Here is a 26,422-nt window from a genome sequence, read left to right as displayed (position 1 = left end):
CCGGTACCCGGGAGGGGGCCCCCGGGGGCGGCCTTTACGCAAACTTAGAGCCGTCCGGCGCAGGGTCCGGGCCTCAAGATCGAGGCGCCACATGACGCTCACCCTCTTCGTCCTGGCCGTCTGCGCCCTGCTGTTCAGCGTGGCCGCGCGGCTTCGGCCGTGCAATCCCGACCAGCCGCCGGTGGTGTGGAAGGAGCTGGGGGTCGATGCGCTGTACTTCGTGTTCAGCGCCCTGTTCTACGGCAATGTGTCGCTGGCGCTGATGCACGCGGGCGTCGGCGCGGCGCTGGGGGCCAGGGCGCCCGCGGCGATCCGGGCGATCGAGGCCGGCTACGGCTGGCTGCCGACCCTGCCGCTGGCCGTGCAGGCCCTGCTGGTGCTGTTCGTCACCGACGTCCTGCAGTACTGGCTGCACCGGCTGTTCCACGGCCACGCCCTGTGGCCGTTCCACGCCATCCACCACAGCTCGCGGCATGTGGACTGGACCACCACCTACCGGATCCATCCGGCCCAGTTCGTGGTCTACAGCGGGATGGTCGCGGCGATCGTGCAGACGCTGGGCTTTTCGCCGATGGTCTATGTGGTGCTGGGGCCGTTCAACATCGTCATGGGCGCCTTCGTCCACGCCAATCTGGACTGGGACTTGGGGCCCCTGCGCTATGTCGTCGCCACCCCGGTGTTCCACCGCTGGCACCACGTCGACGACGTCAATGTGCGCGACAAGAACTTCGCCCCGACCTTCCCGATCCTCGACCTGATGTTCGGCACCTTCTACATGCCCAAGGGCGAGCGGCCGCAGGTGTTCGGCGCGGAAAACACGCCGGACGGCTTCCTGGCCCAGCTCGTCTGGCCGTTCCGCGAGGTGGCCGGCCGGCTGCGCGCCCGGCCCGCCGCGCCCGGCGTGGACGCCCCGGCGGCCTGACGCCATGGCCGCGACGCCCCCGGCGGCCTTCGATCCTGTCGAGGCGACCGATCTCTATATCGATGGCCTGTCGCCGGCCCTGCGCGCCGCGGGCGCGGCCTACGCCGAACAGCGCGAGGCGGCCTGGGTGCTGGGCGGGGTGCTGATCATCGCCGTCGCCCTGATCGTCATGAAGTCGCGCCTGTTGCCCCAGCTGGCCGCCCGCATCGAGGCGGAGCGGCCGCGGCCATGGCTGGCGGGCCTTGCCGGGGCCTTCGTGCTGTTCCTGGCGATGATCCTGGTCAAGCTGCCGCTCGACGTGGCCGTCGCCTGGCTGGCCGACCGCACGCGGCTGGGGCCCACCGCGCCGGTGGGCGTCTATCTGGCCCGGGCCTGGGGCGGCGACCTGCCGCTGCTGCTGGGGCTGACCGTGGTCGCCTGCGGTCTGCAGGGCCTGGCGCGGGCCTTGCCGCGCACCTGGTGGGCGTGGGCCGGGGCCATCGCCGGCCTGGCGCTGATCGGCCTGGTGTGGGGGCCCTATGCCGGCCGCGCCGGACCGGCGCACCTGCCGCCGCTGCCGCCCGGCCCCGCGCGCGACGGGATGCTCAGCCTGATCCACGACGCCGGGCTGTCGGCCAGGGACGTCTATCTCGTGGCCAGCCCGGAGGTGGACGGCGACGTCACCGGCCTGCCGGGCCAGGCCCGGGTGGTGGTGAACCAGGGCATGCTGGACCACGCCAGCGTGCCGGAGATGCGCGCCGCCATCGGCCACCTCGCCGGCCACTTCGTGCGCGGCGACCAGTTCGGCTTCGCCCTGCTGCTGGCGCTCAGCGTCCTGGCGGGACTGCTCGCCATCCACAGGCTGGCGGGGCCCCTGACCGCGCTGCTGGGCGAAGGCGCAGGCCGCGGACCGGGCGACCTGGTCGCGCTGCCGGCGGCGCTGATGGCGGCCGTGCTGGCGATCGGCGCCAGCGCCCTGGCCGAGCGGGCCTACGATCGCTGGATCAACGTGCGCGCCGACCAGTTCTCGCTGGACCACGCCCGCGCGCCGGACGGCCTGGCCCTGAACCTGCTGCGCGGCTGGCGCGACGACAAGGTCGACCCGGGGCCGCTGGAGGAGGCGCTGTTCTTCGATCACCCCTCGCTGCGCAACCGCATCCTGCACGCCATGCGCTGGAAGGCCGGACACGGCGTTTCCGCCGCGCCCGGCCCGCAGGGCGGATCGCCCGCCGGTCGATGAGTCAATCCGTCGCCACCCCGGACAAGCGCGAAGCGCGCCTATCCGGGGGCGGCGGCCGCTGAGGCGCTAGGCCAGCCAGACCATCATCCGGGTCGGCGCCTCGGCGCCGCCGCGGGCGCGGCTGGCCAGCTGGCGCACCTCGCCGGTGTAGAGGAAGCCGGCCTTGACCAGCACCTCGCCCGCGGCCGGGTTGTCGGCGAAGTGGCCGGCGACGACGAAGCGTTTGCCCCACTCGTCCTTGACCCAGTCGAGGGCGGCGGTGACCGCTTCGGTGGCGTAGCCCTTGCCCCAATGCGGGCGGCCCAGCCAGAAGCCGAGTTCCGGCGCCGGGCCGTTCTTCATGTCCAACGCCACGACGCCGACCAGGTCGCCGTCCTCGCCGTCGACGGCGAACGCCACCTGCCGCGCGAAGTCGGCGGCGCCGAGGTGGTCGATCAGCCGCTCGGCCGCGCTGCGGGGGAACGGGTGGGGGATGGCGCGGGTCATGCGCGCCACGCCGATGTCGCCGGCGAGCATCGCCAGGGCGGCCGCGTCGTCCGCCTGCGGCGGGCGCAGCGTCAGGCGTGGCGTCTCCAGCACCGGCCCCTTGCGCGGGGCGGCGTTGACGCGCTTCGGCTCCAGGCCTTCACGGGTGCACAGCATGATCGATTCTCCCTGCCTCCTCGGCGGGGCGCGCCTGGAGGTCTCTTGGCCAAAAACAAAGCGGGGGGAGTCCGATGGTCCGGACTCCCCCCGCAATGGTTCGCCGTCCGGATCGCTGATTGTGAGGCGATCCGGGGGTGAATTTCGGATCGCTTATTTCTCGGCGGTCACCACGTTCACGTAGGTGCGGTCATCACGCTTGGTGACGAACTTCACCGCGCCTTGCTCGGTGGCGAACAGGGTATGGTCCTTGCCCATGCCCACATTGTCGCCCGGCCAGAACTTGGTGCCGCGCTGACGCACGATGATGTTGCCGGCCACGACGGCTTCGCCGCCGAACTTCTTCACGCCAAGGCGGCGGCCATCAGAATCACGCCCGTTGCGCGAGGAGCCGCCCGACTTCTTGTGTGCCATATCTAGTCTCCGAAACTCGTATTTCTAGGCTTTGCCGTGAAAAATCCGGGAAGAGGCGCTTACGCCTCGTCGGCCTTCTTCTTGGCGGGGGCCTTCTTGGCGGGCTTGTCGGCGTCGGCCGCGGCGGCCTTCACCGGAGCGGGCTTCGCGGCGGCGGCCTTCTTGGCCGGGGAGGCGGCCTTGGGGGCCTCTTCCGTGGCTTCGGGGGCCGGAGCGGCCTTGGCGGCGGCCTTCTTCGGCGCCGGCTTGGCGGCCGGAGCGGCGTCCGCCGGGGCCTTCACGAAGCGGGCCAGGTTGCGCGCGCGCAGGTCCAGCTCGGCCTTCGGGGTCAGGTCGACCTCGCCGTCCCAGGTCTCGGTCTTGCCGCCACCGGCCAGGGCGGTGACGCGAAGCACCGTCTCGGTCTGGCGATGGCCGCGGGTGCGACGGTAGCCCTGGCGACGGATCTTCTTGAAGATCTTCACCTTCTCGCCCTTGCGGGTCTCCACCAGGGTGGCCGACACCGAGGCGCCTTCGACGACAGGCGCGCCGATGGTGACGGCGTCGCCTTCACCGATGGCCAGCACCTGGTCGAACGCGACCTTCGCGCCCGGCTCGCCGTCCAGCTTTTCGACCACCAGCAGGTCGCCGGCCTTGACCCGGTATTGCTTGCCGCCGGTCTTGATCACCGCGTACATCGGTATCGCCTTCGAATAAGAGACTGTCGTCGCAAAAAGGAATGCGCCCGAGGGCGGACCCGCGGGCGAAGGGAGGCGGCTTTATAACGACGAGACCCGCGAAGTCAACGCGGCTTTGGGCGGCTTTCGGCGGCTTTGGCGTCGCAACCGGCGAACGGGCAACGCTAGACTGCTTCGCGCCTCGGCCAAAGCCCGTCATCGCGCGCCGTCTTCGCGCCGCCGCGTGCGGGGCGCCCGTGGACGTCGCGGCCTCGCGACCCTAAATGGTGCGGCATGAGCCAGACCGCAGCCAGCCAGACCCCCGTCACCGTCCTCACCGGCTATCTCGGCGCCGGCAAGACCACCCTCCTCAACCGCATCCTCACCGAGGACCACGGCAAGCGCTATGCCGTGATCGTCAACGAGTTCGGCGAGATCGGCATCGACAACGACCTCGTGGTGGGCGCCGACGAGGAAGTGTTCGAGATGAACAACGGCTGCGTCTGCTGCACGGTGCGCGGCGACCTGATCCGCGTGGTCCAGGGGCTGATGAAGCGCCAGGGCGCGAAGGGCGCCGGCGGCAAGGGCGGCTTCGACGCCATCATCATCGAGACCACGGGCCTCGCCGACCCCGGCCCGGTGGCGCAGACCTTCTTCGTCGACGACGACGTCAAGGCCAAGACCCGGCTGGATTCGGTGACCACCCTGGTGGACGCCAAGCACGTGCTGCTGCGCCTGTCCGACAGCCGCGAGGCGCGCGAGCAGATCGCCTTCGCCGACCAGATCGTGCTCAACAAGACCGACCTGGTTTCCGAGGACGACCTGAAGATGATCGAGGCGCGGCTGCGGCGGATGAACCCGCTGGCGCCGATCCACCGGGCCCAGCGCTCCAACGTGCCGCTGGACGCCATCCTGGGCCGCGGCGGCTTCGACCTGGACCGTATCGTCGAGCTGGAGCCTGAGTTCCTCAACCCGGCGCACGGCGAGCCCGGGCACGTGCACGACGAGCACTGCGACCACGATCACGACCATGATCACCACGGCCACGACCATCACGGTCACGACCATCAGCACAATCACGACCACGGCGACCACGTGCATGACGAGGACATCAAGGGCATCTCGCTGCGCCTCGACAAGCCGGTGGACGCGCACAAGGTCACCCGCTGGCTGAACGACCTGCTGGCGCTGCAAGGGCCCAACATCCTGCGCGCCAAGGGCATCCTCGACGTCGCCGGCGAGGACCGGCGGCTGGTGTTCCAGGCGGTGCACATGATCCTGGAGGGCGACTTCCAGCGCCCCTGGACCGACAAGGACCAGCGCTACAGCCGCATGGTGTTCATCGGCCGCGAGCTCAACGAGGACCAGCTGAAGGCCGGCTTCGAGAGCTGCGTGGCCTGAGGACGATGCGCGGCGGGTGTTCCGTCGCTGGCCTTGCGCCCCCTCCGTCAGCCCGCTTCGCGGTCTGCCACCTCCCCCGCTTCGCTACGCTGCGCAGGGGAGGAGAAGGTCAGCGCGTTTTCCTCCTCCCATGCGTAGCCGAAGGCGCAGCGGGGGAGGTGGCGCGGCTCGCTAAGCGAGACGTGACGGAGGGCGCGCAAGGCCGCCTTCGGCGCTCTATTTCAGCGCCTCATTGATCAGGCCGATGCGGTCGTAGCCGGACGCCTTCATCGTGTTGACCACCTGCATGAACCGGCCGTAGCGCACGTGACGGTCGGCGCGCAGCATCACCCGGGGGTGCGCCGACGCGGCGCCCAGGGCGCGGCCGAGGTCGGCGGGCAGGGCGGCGAGGGTGGTGGGGCGCGCGGCGGCGCCGGTGGTCAGGAACAGGCCCTCGTCGGTCACTGACAGGACGGTGGGCGGAGCGCTGGCCGTCCTGGTGGCCGGCGGCATGTCCAGGTTCACCGCCACCGTGGCCAGGGGCGCGGTGACCATCATCACGATCAGCAGCACCAGCATCACGTCCACGAACGGGGTGACGTTGATCTCGGCGTTCTGCTTCAGCGCGTACGCGGCCTTGCCGCGCGGGCCTGCCATCGACATCGCCATGTCCGTCCTCCCGGGCGCCGGTCGATAGGGAGCCCCAGCGGTCCCGTCGCCACGCCTCGCCTGCGGCCAGCGTCGGCCCGGCCGGAAGTCCAGACAAGCAAAAGGCCCGGAACCGTCAGGTCCCGGGCCTTCACAAGTCTGTTCTATGGACGAGCGGGTCTAGAGCTCTTCGCTGATCAGGCCGATCTTGAAGTAGCCGTCGGTCTGCAGCTGATTGATGACGTCCATGAACTCGCGGTACTTCACGTGCTTGTCGGCGCGGATGAAGACGCGTTCGTTGGTCGGGTTAGGCACGCCCAGCGAGGTGGCCAGGTCGTTGGACAGGTTCTCCAGACGCGACTCGCGGATGTCGCTCTTGCCGAACGAGACGTAGATCCGGCCGCTGTCCTGGATGGAGATGAAGGTCGGCGGCTTGCTGTCCGGGTTCTTCGGCGGGGTCGCGGGCGGCAGGTCCAGCTTGATCGACACCGTCGCCAGGGGCGCGGTCACCATGAAGATGATCAGAAGAACCAGCATCACGTCCACGAAGGGGGTGACGTTGATGTCGGCGTTCTGCCCGAGGCTGAACTTCTTGCCTCCGCCGCCACCGCTGAGCTTAGCCGCCATGGAATACTCCCTCGCGCGGCCGCCAGTCGGGCGCCGCTTTCGTTCGTTCGAACCCATGGCAAGGATGCCGGGCGATGTAAAGCCCATCTCTCGCCGACCGGCGTGCGTCCAAGCCGGCGCCTTCCGCCCGGGCGCTCGGGGGGCTATCTGCGTGCGCCATGACGTCCAGCACCCCCACCGCCGCCGCCGCCAACGCCGCCCCGCGCACCTTCGCCTTCGACGCCTACGTCACCGACGCCCTGATCGACGGATCGCCGTCGGCGGCCGGTCAGGCGGTGTTCGCCCTGGGCGACGGCCAGGTGGCCTGGGCCGACGGGGTCCGCGGCGAGGCGCATGACGGGGCGGTGCTGTGCGCGGCGGCGCATCCGTCCGGCGACGGCGTCGTCACCGGCGGCGACGACGGCCGGGTGGTCTGGTCGCGCCGGGCCGGCGACGGGGTCGAGCAAGCGGTGCTGGCCGAGCTCAAGGGCCGCTGGATCGACGCCCTCGCGACCTCGGCGGACAGCGGCCTGGTGGCCTTCGCCGCCGGCCGCGACGTGCACGTGCGCGACGTGGACGACGCCAGGTTCGAACGCCGCTTCACGCACGACAAGTCGGTGGCGGGCCTGGCCTTCGACCCCAAGGGCCGGCGGCTGGCGGCGGCGACCTACGGCGGGGTCGCCCTGTGGTACGCGCGCATCGCCGAGCAGAAGCCGGTGATGCTGAAGTGGGCCGGCTCGCACGTGGCGGTCGCCTTCAGCCCGGACGGCAAGTTCCTGCTCAGCGCCATGCAGGAGAACGCCCTGCACGGCTGGCGGCTGAGCGACGCCAAGGACATGCGGATGGGCGGCTATCCGGCCAAGATCAAGTCGCTGGCCTTCCTGGAGAACGGCCTGTGGCTGGCCACCTCGGGCGCCAACGGCGTGGTGCTGTGGCCCTTCCAGGGCGCCAACGGGCCGATGGGCAAGCAGGCCAACGAGATCGGCTTCGACGAGAGCGCCCTGGTGGCGCGGCTGTCGGCCGAGCCGGGCCGCACGCTGCTGGCCGCCGGCCTCGACGATGGCCGGGTCTGGGTCTGCGACCTGAAGACCCAGCGCCTGGAGACCCTGAAGGCGGACAAGGGCCCGCCGATCAGCGCCCTGGTGCTCAAGGGCGACGCCGTGGCGTGGGGCGACGAGGAAGGCGGCGCGGGCGTGGCCCCGGTGCCGTTCTGATCCAGAGCGCTCGCCTCCCGCAGAACGACGCAGCGCGGTTTCTCTTCCCCCTCTGGGGGAAGTACGGCCGAAGGCCGGGATGGGGGCTGAAGCACGCCGGCGCAGCCGCGGAATCGGCGGCCCCCTGGAGCCCCCTCCACCGCTCCGCGGTCCCCCTCCCCCAAAGGGGGAGAAGAGGGGAGGCGGTCAGCGCAGCCTAGACCTTCACCAGGTCGTCGCTGGTCACCACCGTCGCGCCGGCCTCGGCGAAGGCGCGGTTCTGGCGGTCGATGATCTGGCCGGCGGTCTCGCCCTTGAAGTCCCAGGTGCTGTGCGCGTCGCCCACCACCGTCACCTTCAGGCCCCGCGCCAGGGCGCCGTTCACGGTGGCGGTGACGCAATGCTCGGTCTGGGCCCCCAGCAGCACCACGCCGTCGGCGCCCATGTCCTCGATCCAGCGCACCAGCGCCGGCTGGCTGAAGGCGTCGCCGACGCTCTTGGAGAAGGTCGGCTCGCCGTCCTGCTGGCCCAGCGCCGGCCAGACGGGCCAGCCGGCCTCGCCAGGGGCGAGCTCGTCGCCGGCCTCGCCGTCGTGACGGACGAAGGCCACCGGGCGCCCGCCGCCGCGCGCCCACGCGATCACCCGGCGCGCGCGTGCGGTCAGGGTGTCCGCGTCGTGGATCGGCGGATACTTCGGGCTGGCGAACATGCCGGTCTGCAGGTCGATGACCAGGACGGGCGCGGGGGGCGGGCTGCTCATGCTCTCAGCCTAGCACGCCGACGGAACAGATCAAGAACCGTCCGGCGCCCTCAGCCCTCGAACCCCTGCATGTGCGCCCAGGCGTCGAACGGGTCGCGGCGGGTGCGCCAGCCGTTGATCGGCGCCGTCTCGTCGCGATAGCCCAGCGCCATGCCCGAAAACAGCATGTGGTCGTCGGGCAGGTCCAGGAAGGCGCCGACGGTCTTGGCGTAGCGGGCCCAGAACTCCTGGGCGCAGGTGTCCAGCCCCTGTTCCACGGCCAGCAGCATCAGGGTCTGCATGTACATGCCGACGTCGGACCACTGCGGCGGCCCCAGCTTGCGGTCCAGGCAGAAGAACAGGCCCACCGGAGCGCCGAAGAACTGCGCGTTCTTGGCCAGCTGGCGCAGGCGGCCGGCGCGGTCCTCGCGCGGGATCTCGATGGAGGCGTACAGGTCTTCGCCGCAGACGAACCGGCGGGTGCGGAAGGGATCCCACAGGTCGGGGGGATAGACGTCGTATTCCGGCTCTTCCATCGGGCTGGAGGCGACCCGCGCCTTCAGCGCCTCCAGGGGCTCGCCAGCGACGGCATAGACGCGCCAGGGCTGCAGGTTGCCGCCGGAAGGGGCCCGCTGCGCCGCCTCCAGCAGCGCGCGCACCACCGATCCCGGCACCGGATCGGGCTTGAACGCCCGCACCGAGATCCGCCGGGCGACCGCCTCCGACACGTCCATTCGCAAACCCTCGTTCGACTTGAGCGCCTTGACGGCGCCGCGCATGGCCGCGAGCCTAGCAGCCTTCCCGCCACGTCAGCACAAGCGCCCTCGCCCATGGCCCAGGCGGCCGCCCGCCCCAAACCCGCGCCCAGACCCGCGCCGTCCCGGCCCCGGCCCGCGCCCTCGCGCCCGGCGCCGCCGCCGGCGCGGCGCGGCGGCGGCTGGCGCTGGCTGCGCAGCCTGGTGGTCGGCCTGCTGATCTTCCTGATCGTCGCCCCGCCGATCGCGGTGGTGGTCTATCGCTTCGCGCCCGTGCCGATCACCATCCTGATGATCGAGCGCCTGGCCCAGGGCCATGGCCTGGACCACCGCTGGGTTCCGCTGTCGTCCATCTCGCCGGCGATGACCCGGGCGGTGGTGGCCTCGGAGGACGCCAACTTCTGCTCGCACCACGGCTTCGACTTCGGCGCGATCCAGAAGGCGGTGGCGCACAACGACGCCAAGCCGGGCAGGATCCGCGGCGGCTCCACGGTCAGCCAGCAGACCGCCAAGAACGTCTTCCTGTGGCCGGACCGCTCCTGGGTGCGCAAGGGACTGGAGGCCTGGTTCACCGTGCTCATCGAGCTGGTCTGGGGAAAGGCGCGGATCATGGAGGTCTATCTCAACACCGTGGAGATGGGCCCGGGCGTCTATGGGGTGGAGGCCGCCTCGCAGCGCTACTTCCATCACGGCGCGCGCACCCTCAGCCCGGCCGAGGCCTCGCGGCTGGCGGCGATCCTGCCCAATCCGCTGAAGTGGAGCGCCGCCGATCCGGGGCCGTACGTGCGCCGACGCACGGGCAAGATCGACGCCCGGTCGGGCACGGTCAGCCGGGGCGGCCTGGCCGCCTGCGTGCTGGACTGACCTCGCCGCCGCCCGCCGCCGGCAGGTATCGACAACTTTCCAGCCGATTCACCTTCTCCATTGGGCCTTTCATTTACTGAACCTGACGACAATGCCCGCTGAACTACGACGCGTGCGCCCCTTCCGGGCGCCGTGAAGGCTGGGGCTGGCGGACGATGAAGCGGGCTAATGGGGCGGCGGCGACGCCGTGGAGCAGGCCACTTGCGGGCCTGAAGCGGCTGTTTCGGCGCGAAGAGGGTTCGGTGGCGGTGCAGTTCGCGCTGCTGGCGCTGCCGCTGTGCATACTGGCCTTCGGCCTGGTGGACGTGAACCGCGCCACGGTGGCCAAGCAGCAGCTGCAGGACGCCCTGGACGCCGCTACCCTGATGGCCGCGCGGACCACCACCGCGACCACGGATACGGCGCTCTACAACGTCGGCAATCCGGCGCTGACGGCCAATCTGTCGACCCTGTCGGGCGTGACGCTGAAGACCTCCAGCTTCCACCTGAACGGCGTCTACATCGACTCCTCCGCCACCGTGCAGGTGACGCCGGTGGTGGCGAACCTGTGGATGTCGGGCAACATGAACATCACCGCCACCTCGCAGGTGGTGCGGACGATGGACGACCTGGAAGTCGCCCTGGTGCTCGACAACACCGGCTCGATGGCCTCCAACCTCGGCAGCGGCGGCAGCAAGATCAACGCGCTGAAGTCCGCGGCCTCGTCGCTGATCGACACCCTGGCCGCCGCGGCGGCCAACAGCACCGATCCGAACGCGGTGAAGTACGCGGTTGTGCCGTTCTCGATGACGGTGAACGTCGGCTCGACCTACCAGGGCCAGACCTGGCTGACCGGCGTGCTGCCGTCGTCCAGCGGCTACGGTGGGCTGACGCACGACGTGTTCGCCACAGCCAACACCGACCGTTTCACGCTGCTCTCGCAGATGGGCCTCACCTGGGGTGGCTGCGTCGAGAGCCGGCCGGCGCCCTACGACACGCAGGACACGGCGCCGACGACCGGTACGCCGGATACCCTGTTCGTTCCGTTCTTCGCGCCGGACGAGCCTGACGCCAACAAGGCCAGCAATGGCTCCGGCGGCTATTACAGCTCGCAGAACAACTGGATCACCAACGACAAGACGTCGTCGCCCAGCTGGGTCACCCGCCTGGGGACGGTTGCCAAGTACGCCAGCAGCAACAAGAGCAACATCACCTCGACGGGCAAGACCGCCGGCCACGGCCCGAACGAAGGCTGCGCCATCGCGCCGTTGCAGCGGCTGACCACCAACGCGACGACCGCCAAGAACACGCTCAACTCGATGGTCGCCACGGGCAACACCAACGTGGCCATGGGCCTGATGTGGGGCTGGCACGTGCTGTCGCCGAACGCGCCGTTCGCTGACGGGGTGGCCTATGGCACCGCCAACCACGACAAGATCGTCATCCTGCTGACGGACGGCGACAACACCAACGACACCTACAGCAACGACTATGAGAACGCGATCTACACCGGCGTCGGCTACATCCGGCAGGGCCGGCTGGTCGACACCAACGGCGTGGCGCTGACCACCTCGTCGACGTCCACCGACCGGATGAACGCCATCGACGGCCGCGAGCTGGCGACCTGCGCCAACATGAAGGCTAAGAACATCATCATCTATTCGATCGGGGTCGGGGTCTCGACCCACTCGCAGACGCTGTTGCAGACCTGCGCCTCGGGCGCGGATCACTACTACGACGTGACCGACTCCTCGCAGCTGAACACGGTGTTCAACGCCATCGCTGGGTCGATCCAGAACCTGCGGCTGTCGAAGTAAGTCTCCCCGGCGTCCGCCCTCCCCAAGACCGGACGCCGCGCGCCGGACCTCCCCAGGTCCGGCGCGCTTTTCCTTGCGGCCAGTGAGCGCGGCCATGCGCCCCCGCCCCCGCTTCGCCTCCGGCTACGCAGGGGAGGAGAGGGGTGCAGCGCTACTGTCTCCTCCCCTGCGCAGCGCAGCGGAGCGGGGGAGGTGGATCGACGCCCGCGAGGGCGGCGAGACGGAGGGGGCGCAAGGCGGCCGGCGGAAAGGCCGCAGGCTCTCGGCGGAGCCTCAGGCGGTCAGGCGGTCAGGCGGTCCCGGGATCGGGCATCCAGGCTCGAGGCCTGGCGAACCGCGTCCAGCAGGCTGGCGGCGGTGATCGGCTTGGTCAGGTGGCCGTCGGCGCCGGCGGCGCGGGTCGCGGCGACGTCCTCGGGCATGGCGTTGGCGGTCAGCGCCAGGATGGTCACCGGCCCGCGGCCCTCGACCGCCTCGCGCGCGCGGATGGCGCGGATCGCGGTCAGGCCGTCCATCACCGGCATCTGCATGTCCATCAGCACCAGGTCGAAATCGCCGACGGACCAGATGTCCACCGCCTCCGCGCCGTTCTCGACACAGGTGGGTTCGATGCCCGCCGACCCCAGGATCAGCTGCACCACGCGCCGGTTGGTGGCATGGTCCTCGGCCAGCAGCACCCGCAGGGCGCCGATGTCGCCGCCGTGGGCGTCGGTGGCCTCGGCCGGCCAGCCGGTCCGCGGGTCGCTCTCCGCGGCGTCCAGGCTCAGGCGCAGCTCGAACACCGAGCCGGCGCCGGGGATCGAGCTGGCGCAGAGCTCGCCGCCCATCGCCGCGGCCAGCGAGCGTGAGATCGCCAGCCCCAGGCCGCTGCCGCCATAGCGGCGCGTGATCGAGCCGTCGGCCTGCTCGAAGCGGTCGAACAGTCGGCGCGCGGTGTCTGCGTCGAAGCCGATGCCGGTGTCGCGCACGCGGAACACGCAGGCCACCTGGTCGCCCTCGGTCTCGGCCGAGAGGCTGAGCGCGATCGCGCCCGAGGCGGTGAACTTGACGGCGTTGGACACCAGGTTGCTCAGAACCTGGCGCAGCCGGGCGCCGTCGCCCAGCACGGTCCGCTGCAAGGCTTCGCCCTGCAGGTCGATCGCGAAGTCCAGCCCCTTGGCCTCGGCCGCGGCGCGGAACAGGGCGCCGACGTCCTGCAGCGCCTGGACAGGGGAAAGCGCCTCGCGGCGCATCTCCAGCCGGCCGGCCTCGATCCTGGCCAGGTCCAGCACGTCGGACAGCAGCGCTTCCAGCGTCTGGGCCGAGGACTCGATCAGGCCGACCATCTCGCGCTGGCGGGGATCCAGGCTGCTGCGGCCGAGGGCGCTCGCCACCCCCATCACCCCGTTCAGGGGCGTGCGGATCTCGTGGCTCATGTTGGCCAGGAATTCGCTCTTGGCGCGATTGGCCGCCTCGGCCTCGTCGCGCGCCCGGGTCAGCGCCAGGGCGGCCCGCTTCTCGTGGTCGATGTTGCGGACCACCCCGACGACGCGGATCAGCTCGCCCTGGTCATCGCGCACGGCCTCGATGGCTGATTCCACCCACACGTCGGGCTGGTCGCCCTGCAGCAGTCGATAGGTGGTGCGGAAGGGTTCGCCCGCCTGCAGGTGGCGCTCCCACAGCGCGATCGCCGCGGGGCGGTCCTCCGGGTGGACGACCCGCCAGATGTCGCCCGCCATGTACTCGTAGGTGATCTCGGCGTCGACGAAGCCGCGCCCCTTCCAGCCCAGGCCGTTCAGCTCCCGCCGGCGGAAGTCCACTTCCCAGATGTTCACCTCGCCGATCTCGCTGGCCAGCAGCAGGCGCTGTTCGGAACGCTCGGAGGCTTCCAGGGCGTCGATCACGTCGGTGATGTCGACGCTCATCAGCATCACCCCGCCGATCTCGCCCGTGGCGTCGCGCCAGGGGGTATGCTCGGTGCGCAGCCACACCGTGCGCCCGTCCGGCAGGTCCAGCCGGACGCGCTCGCCACGGACGGTGTCGCCCGAGAGGGCGCGGTCGAAGGCGCTGGACCAGCGCTCGCGCGCGCCGGGCAGGATGTCGTACAGCGAGCGGCCGATGACCTGGGCGGGGGTGAAGCCGCGTTCCTCGAACCAGCGCGGACTGCCCTGGATGATGCGCAGCTCGCGGTCGGTCATCGCCAGCGCCACCGGCGCGGCCTGCACCACCGAAGCCAGGGTGGCGCGCGCGGCGCGCGCCTCGGCCTCGGCCCGGGCCCGGGCCAGGATCGCCTCGCGCCGCTCCCAGTCGTCGGCGATCAGGTCGGCCAGATCCTGAAAGCGCCGGGCCAGGCGTGCGTCGAAGGCGTGCGGCTTGACGTCGAACACCGCCAGCACGCCGACCTTTTCGCCGCTGGCCAGCCGGATCGGCGCGCCCGCGCCGAAGCGCACCACCTCGGCCACGTGCGGCTCCAGGGCGTCGCTAAGGGTCTTGTTGCGGCGCAGATCCTCGATCCAGACGACTTCGCCGCCGTCGATGACCATGTTGGTGAACACGGTGTTGGGGCTGGCGCCGCCCTTGCTGCGCCAGGGGATGTCGCCGGGCCGCAGGATGCTGACCTCTCCGTCCGGCGCGCCGAACAGCGCCATCGCCACGCGGACGATGCGGTCGAAGCTGGGCTTCAGCCCCTCAAAGTCGATGTCGCGATCAAGGATCCGCTCGTAGTTCGGGCGATCTTCGTCCCGCGTTTCCGGCCTGAGTTCCGGCGATCTTGCGTCGGCCTGGTCCATCCCGCCCCCCGGCGGACTGCTGAGGCTGCCAGATTATCCAGGTTGAGGTTAAGATTTGGGTGCGACGCTGCGCCTCACCGCCAGCCATAGTTGAAGCTGATGCTGATCCGCGTCGACCGTGCGCTGTTGGCGGGAACCTCGTGCCGCAGCCAGCTTTCCCACAGAAACAGCGTTCCCGGCGCCGGGGAGAGGGTGACGAAGGCGCGTTGTTCTTCGGGTGCGGCGGAACGTCGCGGTGGCGCGGCCATCATCAGCGCCAGCCGTGGGTCTTCCAGGCGCAGGCCGGACGCGCCCGCCGGCACGTCGACGTAATAGGTTCCCGACAGCACGCTGTGCGGATGGATGTGCCCGGAATGCGCCGCGCCGGGCTTCAGCAGATTGACCCACAGGCTGTCGAGCTTCAGCCGCCCGCGCGGGCCGAGATCGAAGGCCAGGGCCTCGGCGAAGGCGCCCGCGTGGCGGTCCAGCCGCCGCTTCAGGTCGGCGAACGCCGTGGCCCGCTGCGGCAGGTCGTCGAGCGAGGCGTAGGAGGTGTAGCCGCCGTAGCCGTGCGTCTTGCACCAGGCCCGCCCGGCGCGGTCCTCTTCCGCCAACATCCGGCAGGCGTCGGCCAGCTCGGCGTTGAAGTCGGCGAAGCCGGCCTCCCCCGCCAGGCTGGCTTCATAGACCTGGGTGGCGAACAGCGATCGTGTGGTCATCGGCCCTCTCTTCCCCCTCTGGGGGAAGTCCCGGCGAAGCCGGGGAAGGGGGCTCCCGAAGAAACAGTCGACCGCGCCTGGCTGGAGCCCCCTCCACCGCTTCGCGGTCCCCCTCCCCCAGCGGGGGAGGAGAGTGTCGCCCTACGCCAGCTTGATCTCGCGCAGGCGCTCGTTGAGGTACTCCTCCGCCGTGATCGGCGTCGGATAGTGGTCGGGGTTGTCTGGCGTGATGCAGCCCGGCAGGGTCTTGATCAGGAAATCCGGCCGGAAGTGCAGGAAGAACGGCGTCGAATAGCGCGCCTTGCCGCGCCGCTCGGGCGGCGGGTTGACCACCCGGTGGGTCGTGGAGGGCAGCACGTTGTTGCTCAGCCGCTGCAGCATGTCGCCGATGTTGACCACGATCGAACCGGCGGGCGGGTTGATCGCCAGCCATTCGCCGCTGCGCTCGAGCACCTCCAGCCCGGCCTCCTCGGCGCCCAGCAGGCAGGTGATGGTGTTGATGTCCTCGTGCGCCCCGGCGCGGATGTTCGGCCCGTCGAACGGCGCCGGCGGATAGTGCAGCAGGCGCAGCACGCTGTTGCCGTTCTCCACCGTGTCCTCGAAGTAGTCGACGGGCAGCTGCAGGTAGGCGGCGATGGCCCGCAGCAGCTTGCGGCCGAAGCCCTCCAGGGCGTCGTACAGCCACAGCTCGTCGGCCTTGAAGCCGGGGATTTCGGCGGGCCAGATATTGTCGGGCATCGAGGCGCGGAACGGGTGGCCCGGCGGCAGCTCGCGGCCGACGTGCCAGAATTCCTTGAGGTCGAAATGCTCGGCGCCCTTGGCGGTCTCGATGCCGAACGGGGTGTAGCCCCGCTGGCCGCCCGCGCCCTCGATCTTGTAGCGGCGCTTGACGTCGTCGGGCAGGGCGAAGAACGCCTTGGCGTCTTCGATCGCCCGGTCGATCCGGGCCTGATCCAGACCATGGTGTTCCACCGCGGCGAAGCCGTAGCGCACGAAGCTGTCGCCGAGGTCCTTGGCGAAGCCCTCGAAGTCGCCGTCGTAGCGGGCGAAGGATACCGGCGCGATGCCCCGCCGGGTGAGAACGTCGGTCAAACGGGTCTCCAGAACGCGGTTTCGGTCCGGCCAGCGGACCATCTGCGGGCCAATCTAGCGCCCCGGCCGACGTTTCGCGAGCGCGCGGCCGGAAACGGTTGAAAAGCCCGCGGCTTCGGGCCAAAGGTCCGGCCGATTGTGCACTGCGGGAGAAGGCCATGGCCAGCAAGGTCAGCAAGGCCGCGACGGAGGCCCTGGCGGGCCTGCTGTTCGACGGCATGACCATCATGTCGGGGGGCTTCGGCCTCTGCGGGATCCCCGAGAACCTGATCGCGGCGATCCGCGAGGCGGGGACCAAGGACCTGACCGTGATCTCCAACAACTGCGGGATCGACGACTTCGGCCTGGGGGTGCTGCTGGCCGGCGGCCAGATCAAGAAGATGATCTCCAGCTACGTCGGCGAGAACAAGCTGTTCGAGCAGCTGTACCTGTCGGGCGAGCTTGAGCTGGAGTTCAATCCGCAGGGCACCCTGGCCGAGCGCATCCGCGCCGGCGGCGCCGGCATCCCGGCCTTCTTCACCAAGACCGGGGTCGGCACCCTGGTGGCCGAGGGCAAGGAGACCCGCGAGTTCGACGGCGAGCTCTATGTCATGGAGCGGGCGCTGAAGGCCGACCTGTCGATCGTCAAGGCCTGGAAGGGCGACGCCGAGGGCAACCTCGTCTACCGGAAGACCGCGCGGAACTTCAATCCGATGATGGCCACGGCCGGCAAGGTCACGGTCGCCGAGGTCGAGCACCTGGTGGAGATCGGCTCGCTGGACAAGGACAACATCCACACGCCGGGCATCTTCGTCGACCGCCTGTTCCAGGGCGCGCAGTTCGAGAAGCGCATCGAGCGCACCACCACCCGCCCGCGTCCCGCCATGGCGGGCGCCGCCGCCGGAGAGGAAGTCTGATGGCCCCCCAAGCGAAAGGTTGGACCCGCGACGACATGGCCGCCCGCGCGGCCAAGGAGCTGAAGGACGGCTTCTACGTGAACCTGGGCATCGGCATCCCGACCCTGGTCGCCAACTACATCCCGGACGGCATGCACGTGACGCTGCAGAGCGAGAACGGCATGCTGGGCATGGGCCCCTTCCCCTACGAGGGCGAGGAGGACGCCGACCTGATCAACGCCGGCAAGCAGACCATCACCGAACTGCCGGCCTCGTCGTACTTCTCGTCCGCCGACAGCTTCGCCATGATCCGCGGCGGGCACATCGCCCTGTCGATCCTGGGCGGCATGCAGGTGTCCGAAAAGGGCGACCTGGCCAACTGGATGGTGCCCGGCAAGGTGGTCAAGGGCATGGGCGGGGCGATGGACCTGGTGGCCGGCGTCGGCAAGGTGGTGGTCGTGATGGAGCACACCGAGAAGTCGGGCGCCCCCAAGCTGCTGAAGGCCTGCACCCTGCCGCTGACCGGCGCGGGCGTGGTCGACCTGCTGATCACCGAGCTCGGCGTGTTCGCCATCGACCGCAAGGGCGGCGGCATGAAGCTGATCGAGCTGGCGAGCGGCGTCACCGTCGACGAGATCAAGGCCAAGACCGAGGCGGCGTTCGAGGTGGCGATCTAACCCTCGCCGCGCGAGGCGTTCTCTTCCCCCGCTGGGGGAAGTACCGCCGAAGGCGGGGATGGGGGCTGCCGCGCGCCGGCGTTGCGGCGATGTTCCGTTCTCCGCTGGAGCCCCCTACCCCCGCTTCGCGGGTACTTCCCCCAGCGGGGGAAGAGAGGCGTGAAGTCTTTTCCGAACAGGTTCCAATTTTTTACTGGCGCTGACGCGGCGGCGCCTCATCATGCTCTCCCAACGGCGCCTGACAGACAGCCGGGAGGAGACCCCATGCACGACCTGATCATCCGCGGCGGGACCATCGTCGACGGCACCGGCGGCCAGCCCTTCCAGGGCGACGTCGCCATCGACGGCGACCGCATCTCGGCCATCGGCCAGGTCAGCGGCCAGGGCCGGCGCGAGATCGACGCCACCGGCCTGATCGTCACCCCCGGCTGGGTCGACATCCACACCCACTACGACGGCCAGGCCAGCTGGGATCCGCTGCTGGCGCCGTCCAGCTGGCACGGGGTGACCACGGCGATCATGGGCAACTGCGGCGTCGGCTTCGCCCCGGTGCGCCCCGACCAGCACGACTTCCTGATCGAGCTGATGGAAGGGGTGGAGGACATCCCCGGCTCGGCCCTCGCCGAGGGCATCGACTGGAAGTGGGAGAGCTTCCCGGAATACCTCGACGCCCTGGAGGCCAAGCCGCGGGCGATCGACATCGGCGCCCACGTGCCGCACGGCTCGGTGCGCGCCTACGTGCTGGGCGAGCGCTGCAACACCGACTACGAGCCCAACGACGAGGAGATCGCCCGCATGGCGGCGATCGTGCGCGAGGGCGTCGAGGCCGGCGCGCTCGGTTTCTCCACCTCCCGCACCCTGCTGCACAAGGACAAGCACGGGGTGCACGTGCCGGGCACCTTCGCCGGCTCCGACGAGATGCTGGCGCTGGGCCTGTCGATGAAGGGGCTGTCGCACGGCGTGTTCGAGATGGTCTCCGACCACCTGGGCGACGACGACGAGTGGATGTGGGTCAAGGGCTTCGCGCACGAGACCAACCTGCCGGTGACCCTGGTGGCCACCTCGGCCGGCGCCTACCAGGGCGACAAGATGTACAACATCGCCGAGGAGGCGCGCCGACAGGGCATGGATATCCGCCCGCAGATCGCCGGCCGCCCCACCGGCATCCTGCACGGCCTGACCTCCAGCTTCCACGTGTTCGCCGCCCACCCGACGTACCGGCGCGAGATCGCCCCGCTGCCGCTGGAGGAAAAGCTGGAGGCGATGCGCCGGCCGGAGATCCGCGCGGCGCTGCTGTCCGAGGAGAGCGCCATGCGCTCGGGGGCCATGAGCGCCGGCCCGACGGAGCTGCTGTGGCGGGTGTTCCCGCTGGGCGAGGCGCCCAACTACGAGCCGGACCGCGAACAGTCGGTGGCGGGCCTGGCCGAGGCGGCGGGGGTCTCGCCGCTGGAGATGATGTACGATCTGCTGCTGCGCGAAGGCGGGCGCGAGCTGTTCTACCAGCCGCTCGGCGGCTACTTCACCTACAACTTCGACTTCTTCCGCAAGAACATGCAGCACCCCAACGTGCTGTTCGGCCTGTCGGACGGCGGGGCGCACTGCGGGGTGATCGCCGACGCCGGCATGCCCACCTTCATCCTCACCCATTGGGCGCGCGACCGCACCAAGGGCGAGCAGTTCCCGCTGGAGTTCCTGGTGCGCAAGCTGTCCAGCGACACGGCCCGGGCCTATGGGCTGAACGACCGCGGCGAGCTGAAGCCGGGCCTGCTGGCCGACGTCAACGTGATCGACTTCGACGCCCTGCGCCTGTTCCGGCCCGAGGCGGTGCACGACCTGCCGGCGGGCGGCAAGCGGCTGGTGCAGCGGGCGGAGGGCTATCGCTTCACGGTCAAGTCCGGCCAGGTGACGTTCGAGGACGGCCGCCACACCGGCGCCCTGCCGGGCGGGCTGGTGCGCGGCGGCCGCGAGGCGAAGATCCTGCAGGCGGCGGAGTAGCTTTCTTCCCGTCACCCCGGGCGGAGCACAGCGCAGACCCGGGGCCAGCCGTGCGGGCGCTTGGCGGCCCGTGATGATGCGCTGACGGGCAGGGCGCCGCTGGATATCGGCGGGCCTGTAACCGGGCGCGCCGCCGGCGCGTATAAGGGGCATGACCCAGTCTGCCCCCCGCCCCCGCAACCGGTTCCGCGCCCTCGCCGCCGGAGCCCTGATCGCCACCCTCGCCGCGCAGAGCGCCGGCGCGGCCGCCCTGAAGACCGCCGTGTTCGCCGGCGGCTGCTTCTGGTCCATGCAGCACGGCATGGAGGACGTGCCGGGCGTGGTGAAGGTGGTCGCCGGCTACAGCGGCGGCCACGTGCCCCACCCCAGCTACGAGCAGGTCACCACCGAGACCACCGGCCACTACGAGTCGGTGCAGGTGACCTACGATCCGGCGAAGATCAGCTATCCGCAGCTGGTGGACCGCTATTTCCACCTGACCGACCCCACCGACGGCCACGGCCAGTTCTGCGACCAGGGTCCGTCCTACCGGCCGGCGATCTTCGTCGCCAGCCCGGCCGAGCAGGCCGCCGCGGCCCAGGTCAAGGCGCAGGTCTCGCGCGAGCTGCATGGCAAGGCGGTGGCCACGACCATCCTCACCGCCGCCCCGTTCTGGCCGGCCGAGGCCTACCACCAGGACTACGCCCGCAAGAACCCGGTCTCGTACAACACCTATCGGGTCGGCTGCGGCCGCGACGCGGCGCTGAAGGCCGTCTGGCGCTGAACATGGTCCCCGCCGCCTAGAGGGTGGGGCCGCGCACGCGTCGTTGCAGGATCGGCTTTGGCGCTGACCCTCTTCCCCCCTCTGGGGGAAGTACCCGCGAAGCGGGGGAGGGGGCTCCAGCCGAGAACCGGCGCCTGCCGTTCGCCGGCGCGCGGCAGCCCCCATCCCCGCCTCCGGCGGTACTTCCCCCAGAGGGGAAGAGAACGCCTCTGGGTCTCGTCTGGGGCCCTTTGGAGACGAGCTCTATCTGGCCGGCCGCGGCTTCGGCGCAAAGCCGGCGCCGATGAAGCTGGTGATCGAGCGCCAGTGCTTCAGGTCCAGGCTCATCTGGTTGATCTGGCGGTCGCTGGCGCTGGCGAAGTCGGCGCTCATCGCGGCGGTGTTGCGCCCTTCCAGGCTGACGGCCAGCACGCGCCGGCCCTGGGCGGCGGTGAGCGGCGCCGTCAGCTCGGCCTGGTTCTGCGGCGCGGCGCCCCTGACCCACATGGTCAGCGGCGGACCGGCCCTGCCGAAATAGCCGCGGCCGTAGTAGGCCGCTTCGTTGAACAGGAAGCGATCGTCCACCGCCACCGCCGTCAGGCCGCCATCCGCCGGGGCGTTCAGGCCTTCGAGATCGGCGCGCTGGGTGATCGCCTGGGTGGTGGCGCGCCAGCCGCGCAGGCGCTTGAGGCTGTTGGCGGCTCCGGCCTTGTCCGCCACGGCCGGCGCCGCGAGGCCGATCGCGATGGCGACCGCGATCAGCGCCTGGCTGCCCAGGGTGACCGCCGCCAGCCGCCGCGCCCGCCAGCGCGCCAGCCAGCCGCCCACGAGTACGGAGGCCGCCGGATAGGCCGCCGCCGCCCAGTTGGCGTTGGCGCGCGAGACGAAGGCCTGGCCGGCGATCGCCAGCAGCGGCGGCAGCACGAAGCACAGCAGCAGCTGGTCTTGCGCGGTCAGCCGCCGGCGTGCGGCGAGCCAGATCCCGGCGCCGAGCAGCAGGGCGAAGGGGATCGGACCGAACACGCCGAACTGGGCGGCGAGAAACGTCAGTACCGGGACGATTTGAAACCGCCGCCCGGCCCAGTCCGCGTTGGAGGCGGTGTGCGCCACGGTGGCGAAGCCGTGGCCGAGGTTCCAGGCCAGATTGGGCCCGATCAGCAACAGGAAGGCCACAATCGCGACGCCCGCCGTGGCCGGACTCCACGCGCGTCTGGCCTGCGGCGAAATTGCGGCGTGCAGCAACACGCCGGCCACGGCGAACAGGGCGGCGTACTTGGCCAGCATCGCCAGGCCGAGGGCGGCGCCGAGCGCCGCCGCGGCTGAAAGGCGTTCCCGGCCAACGGCTTGCTGCAGCCAGACATAGGCCCAGAGGGCCAGGGAGACGCTGAGCAGCAGGGGCGCGTCGGTGCTCACGACGAAGGCGGACAATGCGACGCCCGGCGACAGACTATAGAGCGCGCCGGCCGCCGCGCCGGCCCAGCCGCCCTGCATCCGCAGGCCCGCGCGGCCAATCGCCAGGGCGGCGGCGGCGTGCAGCAACGGCGAGGCGAGGCGCACGAAGGGTTCGGTATCGCGGCCCAGGGCCGTGCTCGCGGCGATGATCCAGGCGACCAAGGGCGGTTTGGAGAAGTATCCGAACGCCAGGCTGCGCGACCACAACCAATACTGTGCTTCGTCCGGATAGAGTTCCAGCGGGCTCAAGAACACTACTAATAGACGAATGACTGTCGCGACCCCCAATAGAAGCGCGAGAGCTCGCCAGGCGGCCGCTTCAGGTGATTCTGTGGCGGCTTTCTCAGGTGAGTCGGGGCTCATGGGGCGCCCTTCAATGTGGCGATGGCGCCACAACTTGCACAGAAACCGAAATTTTCTGTGGGCAACTGCTGCTCCGATGTCGAACCGTTACAAATCCGTCGCCCACGGTGCGAAAAGCCAGGATAAATCGTGGGCAGACGTGCGAGCGCCGGGGATACGGCGCCTGCCGCCATGGGGTTAAGAGGGGATAGCATGACACTACTGCAAAGACTGGCCGCCGGCGCGGCCATCTCGACGCTGGCGCTTGCGTCGGCCACCGCCGTGTACGCACAGCAGACGACCGCCGCGGTCAGCGGCGTCGCGGTGGACGACCAGGACAAGCCGGTCGCCAACGCGACGGTCACCATCACGCACGTGCCGACCGGCACCAAGACCACCGTAGTCACCGATTCCAACGGCCTGTTCAGCTTCGGCGGCCTGCGGGTCGGCGGCCCGTACCGCGTGTCGGCCGCGGCCAACGGCTTCGAGGAACAGGCGATCAACGGCCTGTTCCTGAACGTCGGCGACGATTCCCGCGTGAAGCTGGCGATGGTCCCGGCCGGCGCGGTCTCCGAACTGGTGGTCACCGCCGCCAAGAACCTGACCAGCACCCAGCTGGCGAACGTCGGCTCACGGACGACCCTGCGGTCCGCGCAGATCGAAACCGTCGTCTCGGTGAAGCGCGACATCCGCGACGTCGCCCGCCGCGACCCGCTGGCCAACCTTGACCTGGTCAGCCGCTCCACCGGCCCGTCGGGCGGCCTGTACATCGCCGGCTCCTCGCCGCGCCGCAACCGGATCACCATCGACGGCGTGCGCTCGCAGGACGACTTCGGCCTGAACACCGGCGGCCTGTCCACCAACCGCGGCCCGATTTCGCTGGAAGCGGTGGAACAGGTCTCGATCCAGGCCGTGCCGTTCGACGTGGAAGAAGGCGACTTCACCGGCGGCGCCCTGAACCTGATCCTGAAGCAAGGCAGCAACGACTTCCACGGGTCCGTCTTCGGCTTCTTCCGCACCCCCAAGCTGGTCGGCGACACCCTGCCGGTGTGGACCATTCCGGGTGGCAGCATCGGCACGAATGTGCCGACCGCGTCCGATACCCACATCCTCAACTACATCCACGAAAAGAACTACGGCGGGTTCATTTCCGGCCCGATCTGGAAGGACCGCCTGTTCTTCGCCGCCTCCTATGAGAAATTCGCCAGCTTCGACCTGACCTCGGTGGGTCCGTCCGGCGGCGGCTTCGCCACGTCGTTCAACCCCCTCGGGGCCACCGTCGGCACCCTCGGCACGCCGGGAGGGGCGCCCGGAGCGGCCGGTCCGGCCACTCAGGCCAACATCGACGCGATCACCGGCCTGTTCAAGGTTCCGCCCTTCGCCGGGTCGTTCTCGCCCGGGACGGTCGATCTCGCCGAGCCGCTGATCGACCAGAAGTACTCGGTGAAGCTGGACTTCAACATCACCAACAACCAGCGCCTGGACTTCACCTATCGCCACGCCGACAGCTCGGTGTGGAAGCGCAGCCCGTCCACCTCGACCATCAGCCTCGACACCAACTGGTACGTCCAGCCTGAAGTCGAGGACAACTACTCGCTGCAGCTGAACTCCACCTGGACGCCGCAGTTCACCACAGAGGCGCGGGTCGCCTACCGCAGCTACACGCGGGGGCAGAACCCTCCGGAAGGCCAGGGCTTCGCGAACGTCAGCATCTGTAGCGACCCGGGCGTTCTTGGCGGCGGCACGATCAACACGAGTACGTCGTACAGCTGCTCCGCCTCGACCATTCAGATTGGCCCCGACCAGTTCCGGCAGGCCAACGTCCTGTCCACGACCGACTGGTCGGGCGAGTTCATCGCCAACTACCGCCTCGGCGATCACCATCTCAAGGCCGGGTATCAGTACAAGGGTATCCACCTCTTCGACCTGTTCGTGCAGGCCGCGCACGGCATCTACTATTTCGACTCGCTGAACGACTTTGCGGCAGGCACGGCCAACCAGCTCACCTACGGCGGCTCGGTCGATGGCAAGCTCAACGACGCCGCCGCCCAGCTTGGCTACCAGGTGCACACGCTCCTGGGCCAGGACACCTGGGACGTGAACCAGAACCTGACGGTCAACTACGGCCTGCGCGTCGATATCTACAAGCAGGGCGACAAGCCGCCGCTGAACACCGCGTTCCAAGGCCGCTACGGCTTCACCAACCAGAAGACCTACGACGGCCAGGTCGTCTGGCAGCCGCGCTTCTCCGCGAAGTACCGCACCGAAGACTATGAACTGAGCGGTGGCATCGGGCGCGTGTCTGGCGGCATTCCCGACGTGTTCATCGCCAACAGCTTCGGCGCTCAGACCGGCGTGCTCTACAACAGCGTCGTGATCAAGCGCACCGGGTTCAACACCTATACCGACAGCGCCAACAACGTCATCGACCCGGCGATCGGCAACGCCCTGCTGGGCATGCAGGCCCAGGTCAGTGGCAACACGGTTGTTACGCCGGGAGCGCCGCTCACTGCGACGTTCGGCTCCACGACGCCTCCCGCGATCGCGACGATGCTGAGCAACCTCAACACGCAGGTCGGCCGGCTGTCCTTCACCAACTCCATCGCGCCGAACTTCAGAATGCCGGCCGACTGGAAGGCGAACATCTCGTTCAAGACCACCAGGCTGGGCCTGGATTGGGGGATCGACGCCGTCTATTCGCGCTCCGACACCAATATCGCCTTCCGCGACCTGCGGGCCCGGCCCCTGACCATCAACGGCGTGCAGCAGCTCACGCCCGACGGTCGTCTGCGCTATGACGGCCTGGTCATCGATCCGGCGGTGCGCGCGGCTCAGGGCCTGCCCGTGTCGTCGAACCCGGACCTCGCCAAGTCGGTGGGCCTGCTCGGCGACATCCAGGCCTACAACCCCGGCCAGCAGAACTGGGCCGCCACGGTGGCCTTCTCGGTGGGCAAGCGCTGGAAGGGCTTCGACGCCTTCCTGTCCTACACCTTCCAGGACGCCCGGCAGTACGGTGGTATCTCTGAATTTGGCACCACCGAAGGCGGCAACGGCGGCACCGGCAACTACTACGCCGACCAGGACTCCTACCTCGATCCCAACGGCGCGGTGTACGGCAAGGCGCCGAACCTGATGCGCTCGTCCTGGAAGCTGGACCTCAGCTACAAGATGGAGCTGGTGAAGGGCTTCACCTCGCACTTCACTCTGTTTGCCGAGAGCCACACGGGCCGGCCGCTCACCTTCCTGATGACCGATCCGACCACAAGCTCCACTGGGCACAACCCGACGTTCGGGGTGCAGCGTGACGACCAGCTGGCCTATATTCCGCAGCTGACCTCATCCAATGCGAACCCGCTGTCCTTCACGACGCCCAACCCCTTGGCGCCTGGCGGCCAGACCACGGTCATCTTCCAGGACGCCGACACCCTGGCCAAGTTCAAAGGCCTGGTGAGCTACTTCGGCCTGCCCCAGGGCAAGGTCGTGCCGCGCGGCTTTGGGGTGAACCCATCGGTCAACAGCGTCAGCTTCCAGTTCGCCCAGGAGTTCCCGTCCCCGATCAAGGGGCACGAACTGCTGTTCACCATGGACATCGCCAACCTGGGCAATCTGCTCAATCACAACTGGGGCGTGGTCCGCGAATACGGCGGCCTGACCTCGCGTGCGGGCACGACGATCATCAATGCCCAGTGTGCGGACGCCAACGGCGTCATCCAGGGCACCGGCAGCTCCACCTGCACGACCTATGTCTATCGCTACAACAGCGCGACCACCCCGCAGAACGCGGCGATCCCGATCGTGGACGTCCAGGCCAGTCAATGGTCCGTCGTCTTCGGGCTCAAGTACAAGTTCTGAGGCCGGACGAAATCCAGGGAAAGGGGGCGGCCTCGGCGACGGGGTCGCCCTTTTCTTATGGCGCGGCTTCCGCTTTAAGCACGCGCGCCCATATG

At 69.7% G+C, this 26,422-nt stretch carries 22 protein-coding genes and 1 pseudogene; 12 read left to right on the top strand and 11 right to left on the bottom strand.

The window, feature by feature from the left end; translation table 11 throughout:
- Nucleotides 1-91: 91 nt before the first annotated feature.
- Both ACO2Q3_RS17360 and ACO2Q3_RS17355 read left to right on the top strand, forming a co-directional pair.
- Nucleotides 92-922 carry a sterol desaturase family protein gene (locus ACO2Q3_RS17360; RefSeq protein ID WP_423308780.1) on the top strand — a complete coding sequence of 277 codons (831 nt, stop codon included), beginning with the start codon at nucleotides 92-94 and terminating at the stop codon, nucleotides 920-922.
- A 4-nt stretch (nucleotides 923-926) separates the two neighbouring features.
- On the top strand, nucleotides 927-2,141 hold the full coding sequence (locus ACO2Q3_RS17355) for a M48 family metalloprotease (protein ID WP_423308778.1): 1,215 nt from the start codon (nucleotides 927-929) through the stop codon (nucleotides 2,139-2,141).
- 66 nt (nucleotides 2,142-2,207) lie between these two features.
- Here the strand turns inward: ACO2Q3_RS17355 and ACO2Q3_RS17350 are convergent, their stop codons facing one another.
- From ACO2Q3_RS17350 to rplU, 3 genes are all read right to left on the bottom strand, one after another.
- The gene (locus ACO2Q3_RS17350) at nucleotides 2,208-2,783 is read right to left on the bottom strand and encodes a GNAT family N-acetyltransferase (protein WP_423308776.1); all 576 of its coding nucleotides are present in this window, start codon (nucleotides 2,781-2,783) and stop codon (nucleotides 2,208-2,210) included.
- A 153-nt stretch (nucleotides 2,784-2,936) separates the two neighbouring features.
- On the bottom strand, nucleotides 2,937-3,197 hold the full coding sequence (gene rpmA / locus ACO2Q3_RS17345; RefSeq protein ID WP_423308774.1) for a 50S ribosomal protein L27: 261 nt from the start codon (nucleotides 3,195-3,197) through the stop codon (nucleotides 2,937-2,939).
- A 59-nt stretch (nucleotides 3,198-3,256) separates the two neighbouring features.
- A complete protein-coding gene (rplU, locus tag ACO2Q3_RS17340) occupies nucleotides 3,257-3,874 on the bottom strand; it encodes a 50S ribosomal protein L21 (protein ID WP_423308772.1) in 618 nt (205 codons plus the stop codon).
- Between the two features lie 273 nt (nucleotides 3,875-4,147).
- Between rplU and ACO2Q3_RS17335 the strand changes: the two genes are divergently transcribed.
- Complete coding sequence (locus ACO2Q3_RS17335; RefSeq protein WP_423308770.1) at nucleotides 4,148-5,254, top strand: CobW family GTP-binding protein; 1,107 nt, start codon at nucleotides 4,148-4,150, stop codon at nucleotides 5,252-5,254.
- Between the two features lie 216 nt (nucleotides 5,255-5,470).
- On the opposite strand, the gene ACO2Q3_RS17330 is transcribed toward ACO2Q3_RS17335, so the two are convergent.
- On the bottom strand, nucleotides 5,471-5,902 hold the full coding sequence (locus ACO2Q3_RS17330) for a biopolymer transporter ExbD (RefSeq protein WP_423308768.1): 432 nt from the start codon (nucleotides 5,900-5,902) through the stop codon (nucleotides 5,471-5,473).
- A gap of 159 nt (nucleotides 5,903-6,061) precedes the next feature.
- Nucleotides 6,062-6,508, bottom strand: a complete 447-nt coding sequence (locus ACO2Q3_RS17325; RefSeq protein ID WP_423308766.1) for an ExbD/TolR family protein — start codon at nucleotides 6,506-6,508, stop codon at nucleotides 6,062-6,064.
- Between the two features lie 158 nt (nucleotides 6,509-6,666).
- On the opposite strand from ACO2Q3_RS17325, the gene ACO2Q3_RS17320 reads away from it, so the two are divergent.
- Nucleotides 6,667-7,701 carry a WD40 repeat domain-containing protein gene (locus ACO2Q3_RS17320; RefSeq protein WP_423308764.1) on the top strand — a complete coding sequence of 345 codons (1,035 nt, stop codon included), beginning with the start codon at nucleotides 6,667-6,669 and terminating at the stop codon, nucleotides 7,699-7,701.
- A gap of 131 nt (nucleotides 7,702-7,832) precedes the next feature.
- Nucleotides 7,833-7,901, top strand: a pseudogene (locus tag ACO2Q3_RS17315) (hypothetical protein); the annotation flags it as partial.
- Here the strand turns inward: ACO2Q3_RS17315 and ACO2Q3_RS17310 are convergent.
- On the bottom strand, nucleotides 7,898-8,440 hold the full coding sequence (locus tag ACO2Q3_RS17310; RefSeq protein WP_423308762.1) for an isochorismatase family protein: 543 nt from the start codon (nucleotides 8,438-8,440) through the stop codon (nucleotides 7,898-7,900). The pseudogene ACO2Q3_RS17315 and the gene ACO2Q3_RS17310 sit on opposite strands and share 4 nt — an antisense overlap.
- A gap of 50 nt (nucleotides 8,441-8,490) precedes the next feature.
- Nucleotides 8,491-9,153, bottom strand: a complete 663-nt coding sequence (locus ACO2Q3_RS17305; protein ID WP_423308912.1) for a nitroreductase — start codon at nucleotides 9,151-9,153, stop codon at nucleotides 8,491-8,493.
- Nucleotides 9,154-9,249: 96 nt separating this feature from the next.
- On the opposite strand from ACO2Q3_RS17305, the gene mtgA reads away from it, so the two are divergent.
- Nucleotides 9,250-10,038: a monofunctional biosynthetic peptidoglycan transglycosylase gene (gene mtgA, locus ACO2Q3_RS17300; protein WP_423308760.1), complete on the top strand. Its 789-nt coding sequence runs from the start codon at nucleotides 9,250-9,252 to the stop codon at nucleotides 10,036-10,038.
- A 242-nt stretch (nucleotides 10,039-10,280) separates the two neighbouring features.
- Nucleotides 10,281-11,834 carry a VWA domain-containing protein gene (locus ACO2Q3_RS17295; protein WP_423308758.1) on the top strand — a complete coding sequence of 518 codons (1,554 nt, stop codon included), beginning with the start codon at nucleotides 10,281-10,283 and terminating at the stop codon, nucleotides 11,832-11,834.
- A gap of 281 nt (nucleotides 11,835-12,115) precedes the next feature.
- Here the strand turns inward: ACO2Q3_RS17295 and ACO2Q3_RS17290 are convergent, their stop codons facing one another.
- The 3 genes from ACO2Q3_RS17290 to ACO2Q3_RS17280 form a co-directional block, all read right to left on the bottom strand.
- Nucleotides 12,116-14,602 carry an ATP-binding protein gene (locus ACO2Q3_RS17290; protein ID WP_423308756.1) on the bottom strand — a complete coding sequence of 829 codons (2,487 nt, stop codon included), beginning with the start codon at nucleotides 14,600-14,602 and terminating at the stop codon, nucleotides 12,116-12,118.
- Between the two features lie 74 nt (nucleotides 14,603-14,676).
- A complete protein-coding gene (locus tag ACO2Q3_RS17285; RefSeq protein ID WP_423308754.1) occupies nucleotides 14,677-15,300 on the bottom strand; it encodes a TIGR02466 family protein in 624 nt (207 codons plus the stop codon).
- 141 nt (nucleotides 15,301-15,441) lie between these two features.
- The gene (locus ACO2Q3_RS17280; protein WP_423308752.1) at nucleotides 15,442-16,392 is read right to left on the bottom strand and encodes an isopenicillin N synthase family dioxygenase; all 951 of its coding nucleotides are present in this window, start codon (nucleotides 16,390-16,392) and stop codon (nucleotides 15,442-15,444) included.
- Between the two features lie 158 nt (nucleotides 16,393-16,550).
- On the opposite strand from ACO2Q3_RS17280, the gene ACO2Q3_RS17275 reads away from it, so the two are divergent.
- The 4 genes from ACO2Q3_RS17275 (at nucleotide 16,551) to msrA (ending at nucleotide 20,702) form a co-directional block, all read left to right on the top strand.
- Nucleotides 16,551-17,288, top strand: a complete 738-nt coding sequence (locus tag ACO2Q3_RS17275; RefSeq protein ID WP_423308750.1) for a CoA transferase subunit A — start codon at nucleotides 16,551-16,553, stop codon at nucleotides 17,286-17,288.
- Nucleotides 17,288-17,944, top strand: a complete 657-nt coding sequence (locus ACO2Q3_RS17270; protein WP_423308748.1) for a 3-oxoacid CoA-transferase subunit B — start codon at nucleotides 17,288-17,290, stop codon at nucleotides 17,942-17,944. Before ACO2Q3_RS17275 ends, ACO2Q3_RS17270 begins: the two co-directional genes overlap by 1 nt.
- A gap of 264 nt (nucleotides 17,945-18,208) precedes the next feature.
- Entirely contained in the window at nucleotides 18,209-19,939 is a 1,731-nt protein-coding gene (locus tag ACO2Q3_RS17265) for an N-acyl-D-amino-acid deacylase family protein (protein WP_423308746.1), read from the top strand.
- 151 nt (nucleotides 19,940-20,090) lie between these two features.
- Nucleotides 20,091-20,702: a peptide-methionine (S)-S-oxide reductase MsrA gene (gene msrA / locus ACO2Q3_RS17260; protein ID WP_423308744.1), complete on the top strand. Its 612-nt coding sequence runs from the start codon at nucleotides 20,091-20,093 to the stop codon at nucleotides 20,700-20,702.
- Nucleotides 20,703-20,945: 243 nt separating this feature from the next.
- Here msrA and ACO2Q3_RS17255 read toward each other — a convergent pair whose 3' ends face one another.
- Complete coding sequence (locus tag ACO2Q3_RS17255) at nucleotides 20,946-22,388, bottom strand: ArnT family glycosyltransferase (RefSeq protein WP_423308742.1); 1,443 nt, start codon at nucleotides 22,386-22,388, stop codon at nucleotides 20,946-20,948.
- A gap of 300 nt (nucleotides 22,389-22,688) precedes the next feature.
- Between ACO2Q3_RS17255 and ACO2Q3_RS17250 the strand changes: the two genes are divergently transcribed.
- Entirely contained in the window at nucleotides 22,689-26,327 is a 3,639-nt protein-coding gene (locus ACO2Q3_RS17250) for a TonB-dependent receptor (RefSeq protein ID WP_423308740.1), read from the top strand.
- Nucleotides 26,328-26,422 lie beyond the last annotated feature (95 nt).

Source organism: Caulobacter sp. KR2-114, assembly GCF_049446115.1.
Taxonomy (GTDB): domain Bacteria; phylum Pseudomonadota; class Alphaproteobacteria; order Caulobacterales; family Caulobacteraceae; genus Acaudatibacter.
The sequence above is the reverse complement of the archived record's forward strand: the minus strand, read 5'-3'. Positions and strand labels throughout refer to the sequence as shown.

Bases quoted from the DNA above. Each gene is read 5' to 3' on its own strand.
- ACO2Q3_RS17355 (WP_423308778.1), top strand. From the start codon at position 927: ATGGCCGCGACGCCCCCGGCGGCCTTCGATCCTGTCGAGGCGACCGAT.
- ACO2Q3_RS17270 (WP_423308748.1), top strand. From the start codon at position 17,288: ATGGCCCCCCAAGCGAAAGGTTGGACCCGCGACGACATGGCCGCCCGC.
- ACO2Q3_RS17290 (WP_423308756.1), bottom strand. From the start codon at position 14,602: ATGGACCAGGCCGACGCAAGATCGCCGGAACTCAGGCCGGAAACGCGG.
- ACO2Q3_RS17310 (WP_423308762.1), bottom strand. From the start codon at position 8,440: ATGAGCAGCCCGCCCCCCGCGCCCGTCCTGGTCATCGACCTGCAGACC.
- mtgA (WP_423308760.1), top strand. From the start codon at position 9,250: ATGGCCCAGGCGGCCGCCCGCCCCAAACCCGCGCCCAGACCCGCGCCG.
- ACO2Q3_RS17305 (WP_423308912.1), bottom strand. From the start codon at position 9,153: ATGGACGTGTCGGAGGCGGTCGCCCGGCGGATCTCGGTGCGGGCGTTC.
- ACO2Q3_RS17285 (WP_423308754.1), bottom strand. From the start codon at position 15,300: ATGACCACACGATCGCTGTTCGCCACCCAGGTCTATGAAGCCAGCCTG.
- ACO2Q3_RS17335 (WP_423308770.1), top strand. From the start codon at position 4,148: ATGAGCCAGACCGCAGCCAGCCAGACCCCCGTCACCGTCCTCACCGGC.
- rpmA (WP_423308774.1), bottom strand. From the start codon at position 3,197: ATGGCACACAAGAAGTCGGGCGGCTCCTCGCGCAACGGGCGTGATTCT.
- ACO2Q3_RS17250 (WP_423308740.1), top strand. From the start codon at position 22,689: ATGACACTACTGCAAAGACTGGCCGCCGGCGCGGCCATCTCGACGCTG.
- rplU (WP_423308772.1), bottom strand. From the start codon at position 3,874: ATGTACGCGGTGATCAAGACCGGCGGCAAGCAATACCGGGTCAAGGCC.
- ACO2Q3_RS17350 (WP_423308776.1), bottom strand. From the start codon at position 2,783: ATGCTGTGCACCCGTGAAGGCCTGGAGCCGAAGCGCGTCAACGCCGCC.
- ACO2Q3_RS17320 (WP_423308764.1), top strand. From the start codon at position 6,667: ATGACGTCCAGCACCCCCACCGCCGCCGCCGCCAACGCCGCCCCGCGC.
- ACO2Q3_RS17360 (WP_423308780.1), top strand. From the start codon at position 92: ATGACGCTCACCCTCTTCGTCCTGGCCGTCTGCGCCCTGCTGTTCAGC.
- ACO2Q3_RS17330 (WP_423308768.1), bottom strand. From the start codon at position 5,902: ATGGCGATGTCGATGGCAGGCCCGCGCGGCAAGGCCGCGTACGCGCTG.
- ACO2Q3_RS17325 (WP_423308766.1), bottom strand. From the start codon at position 6,508: ATGGCGGCTAAGCTCAGCGGTGGCGGCGGAGGCAAGAAGTTCAGCCTC.
- ACO2Q3_RS17275 (WP_423308750.1), top strand. From the start codon at position 16,551: ATGGCCAGCAAGGTCAGCAAGGCCGCGACGGAGGCCCTGGCGGGCCTG.
- ACO2Q3_RS17265 (WP_423308746.1), top strand. From the start codon at position 18,209: ATGCACGACCTGATCATCCGCGGCGGGACCATCGTCGACGGCACCGGC.
- msrA (WP_423308744.1), top strand. From the start codon at position 20,091: ATGACCCAGTCTGCCCCCCGCCCCCGCAACCGGTTCCGCGCCCTCGCC.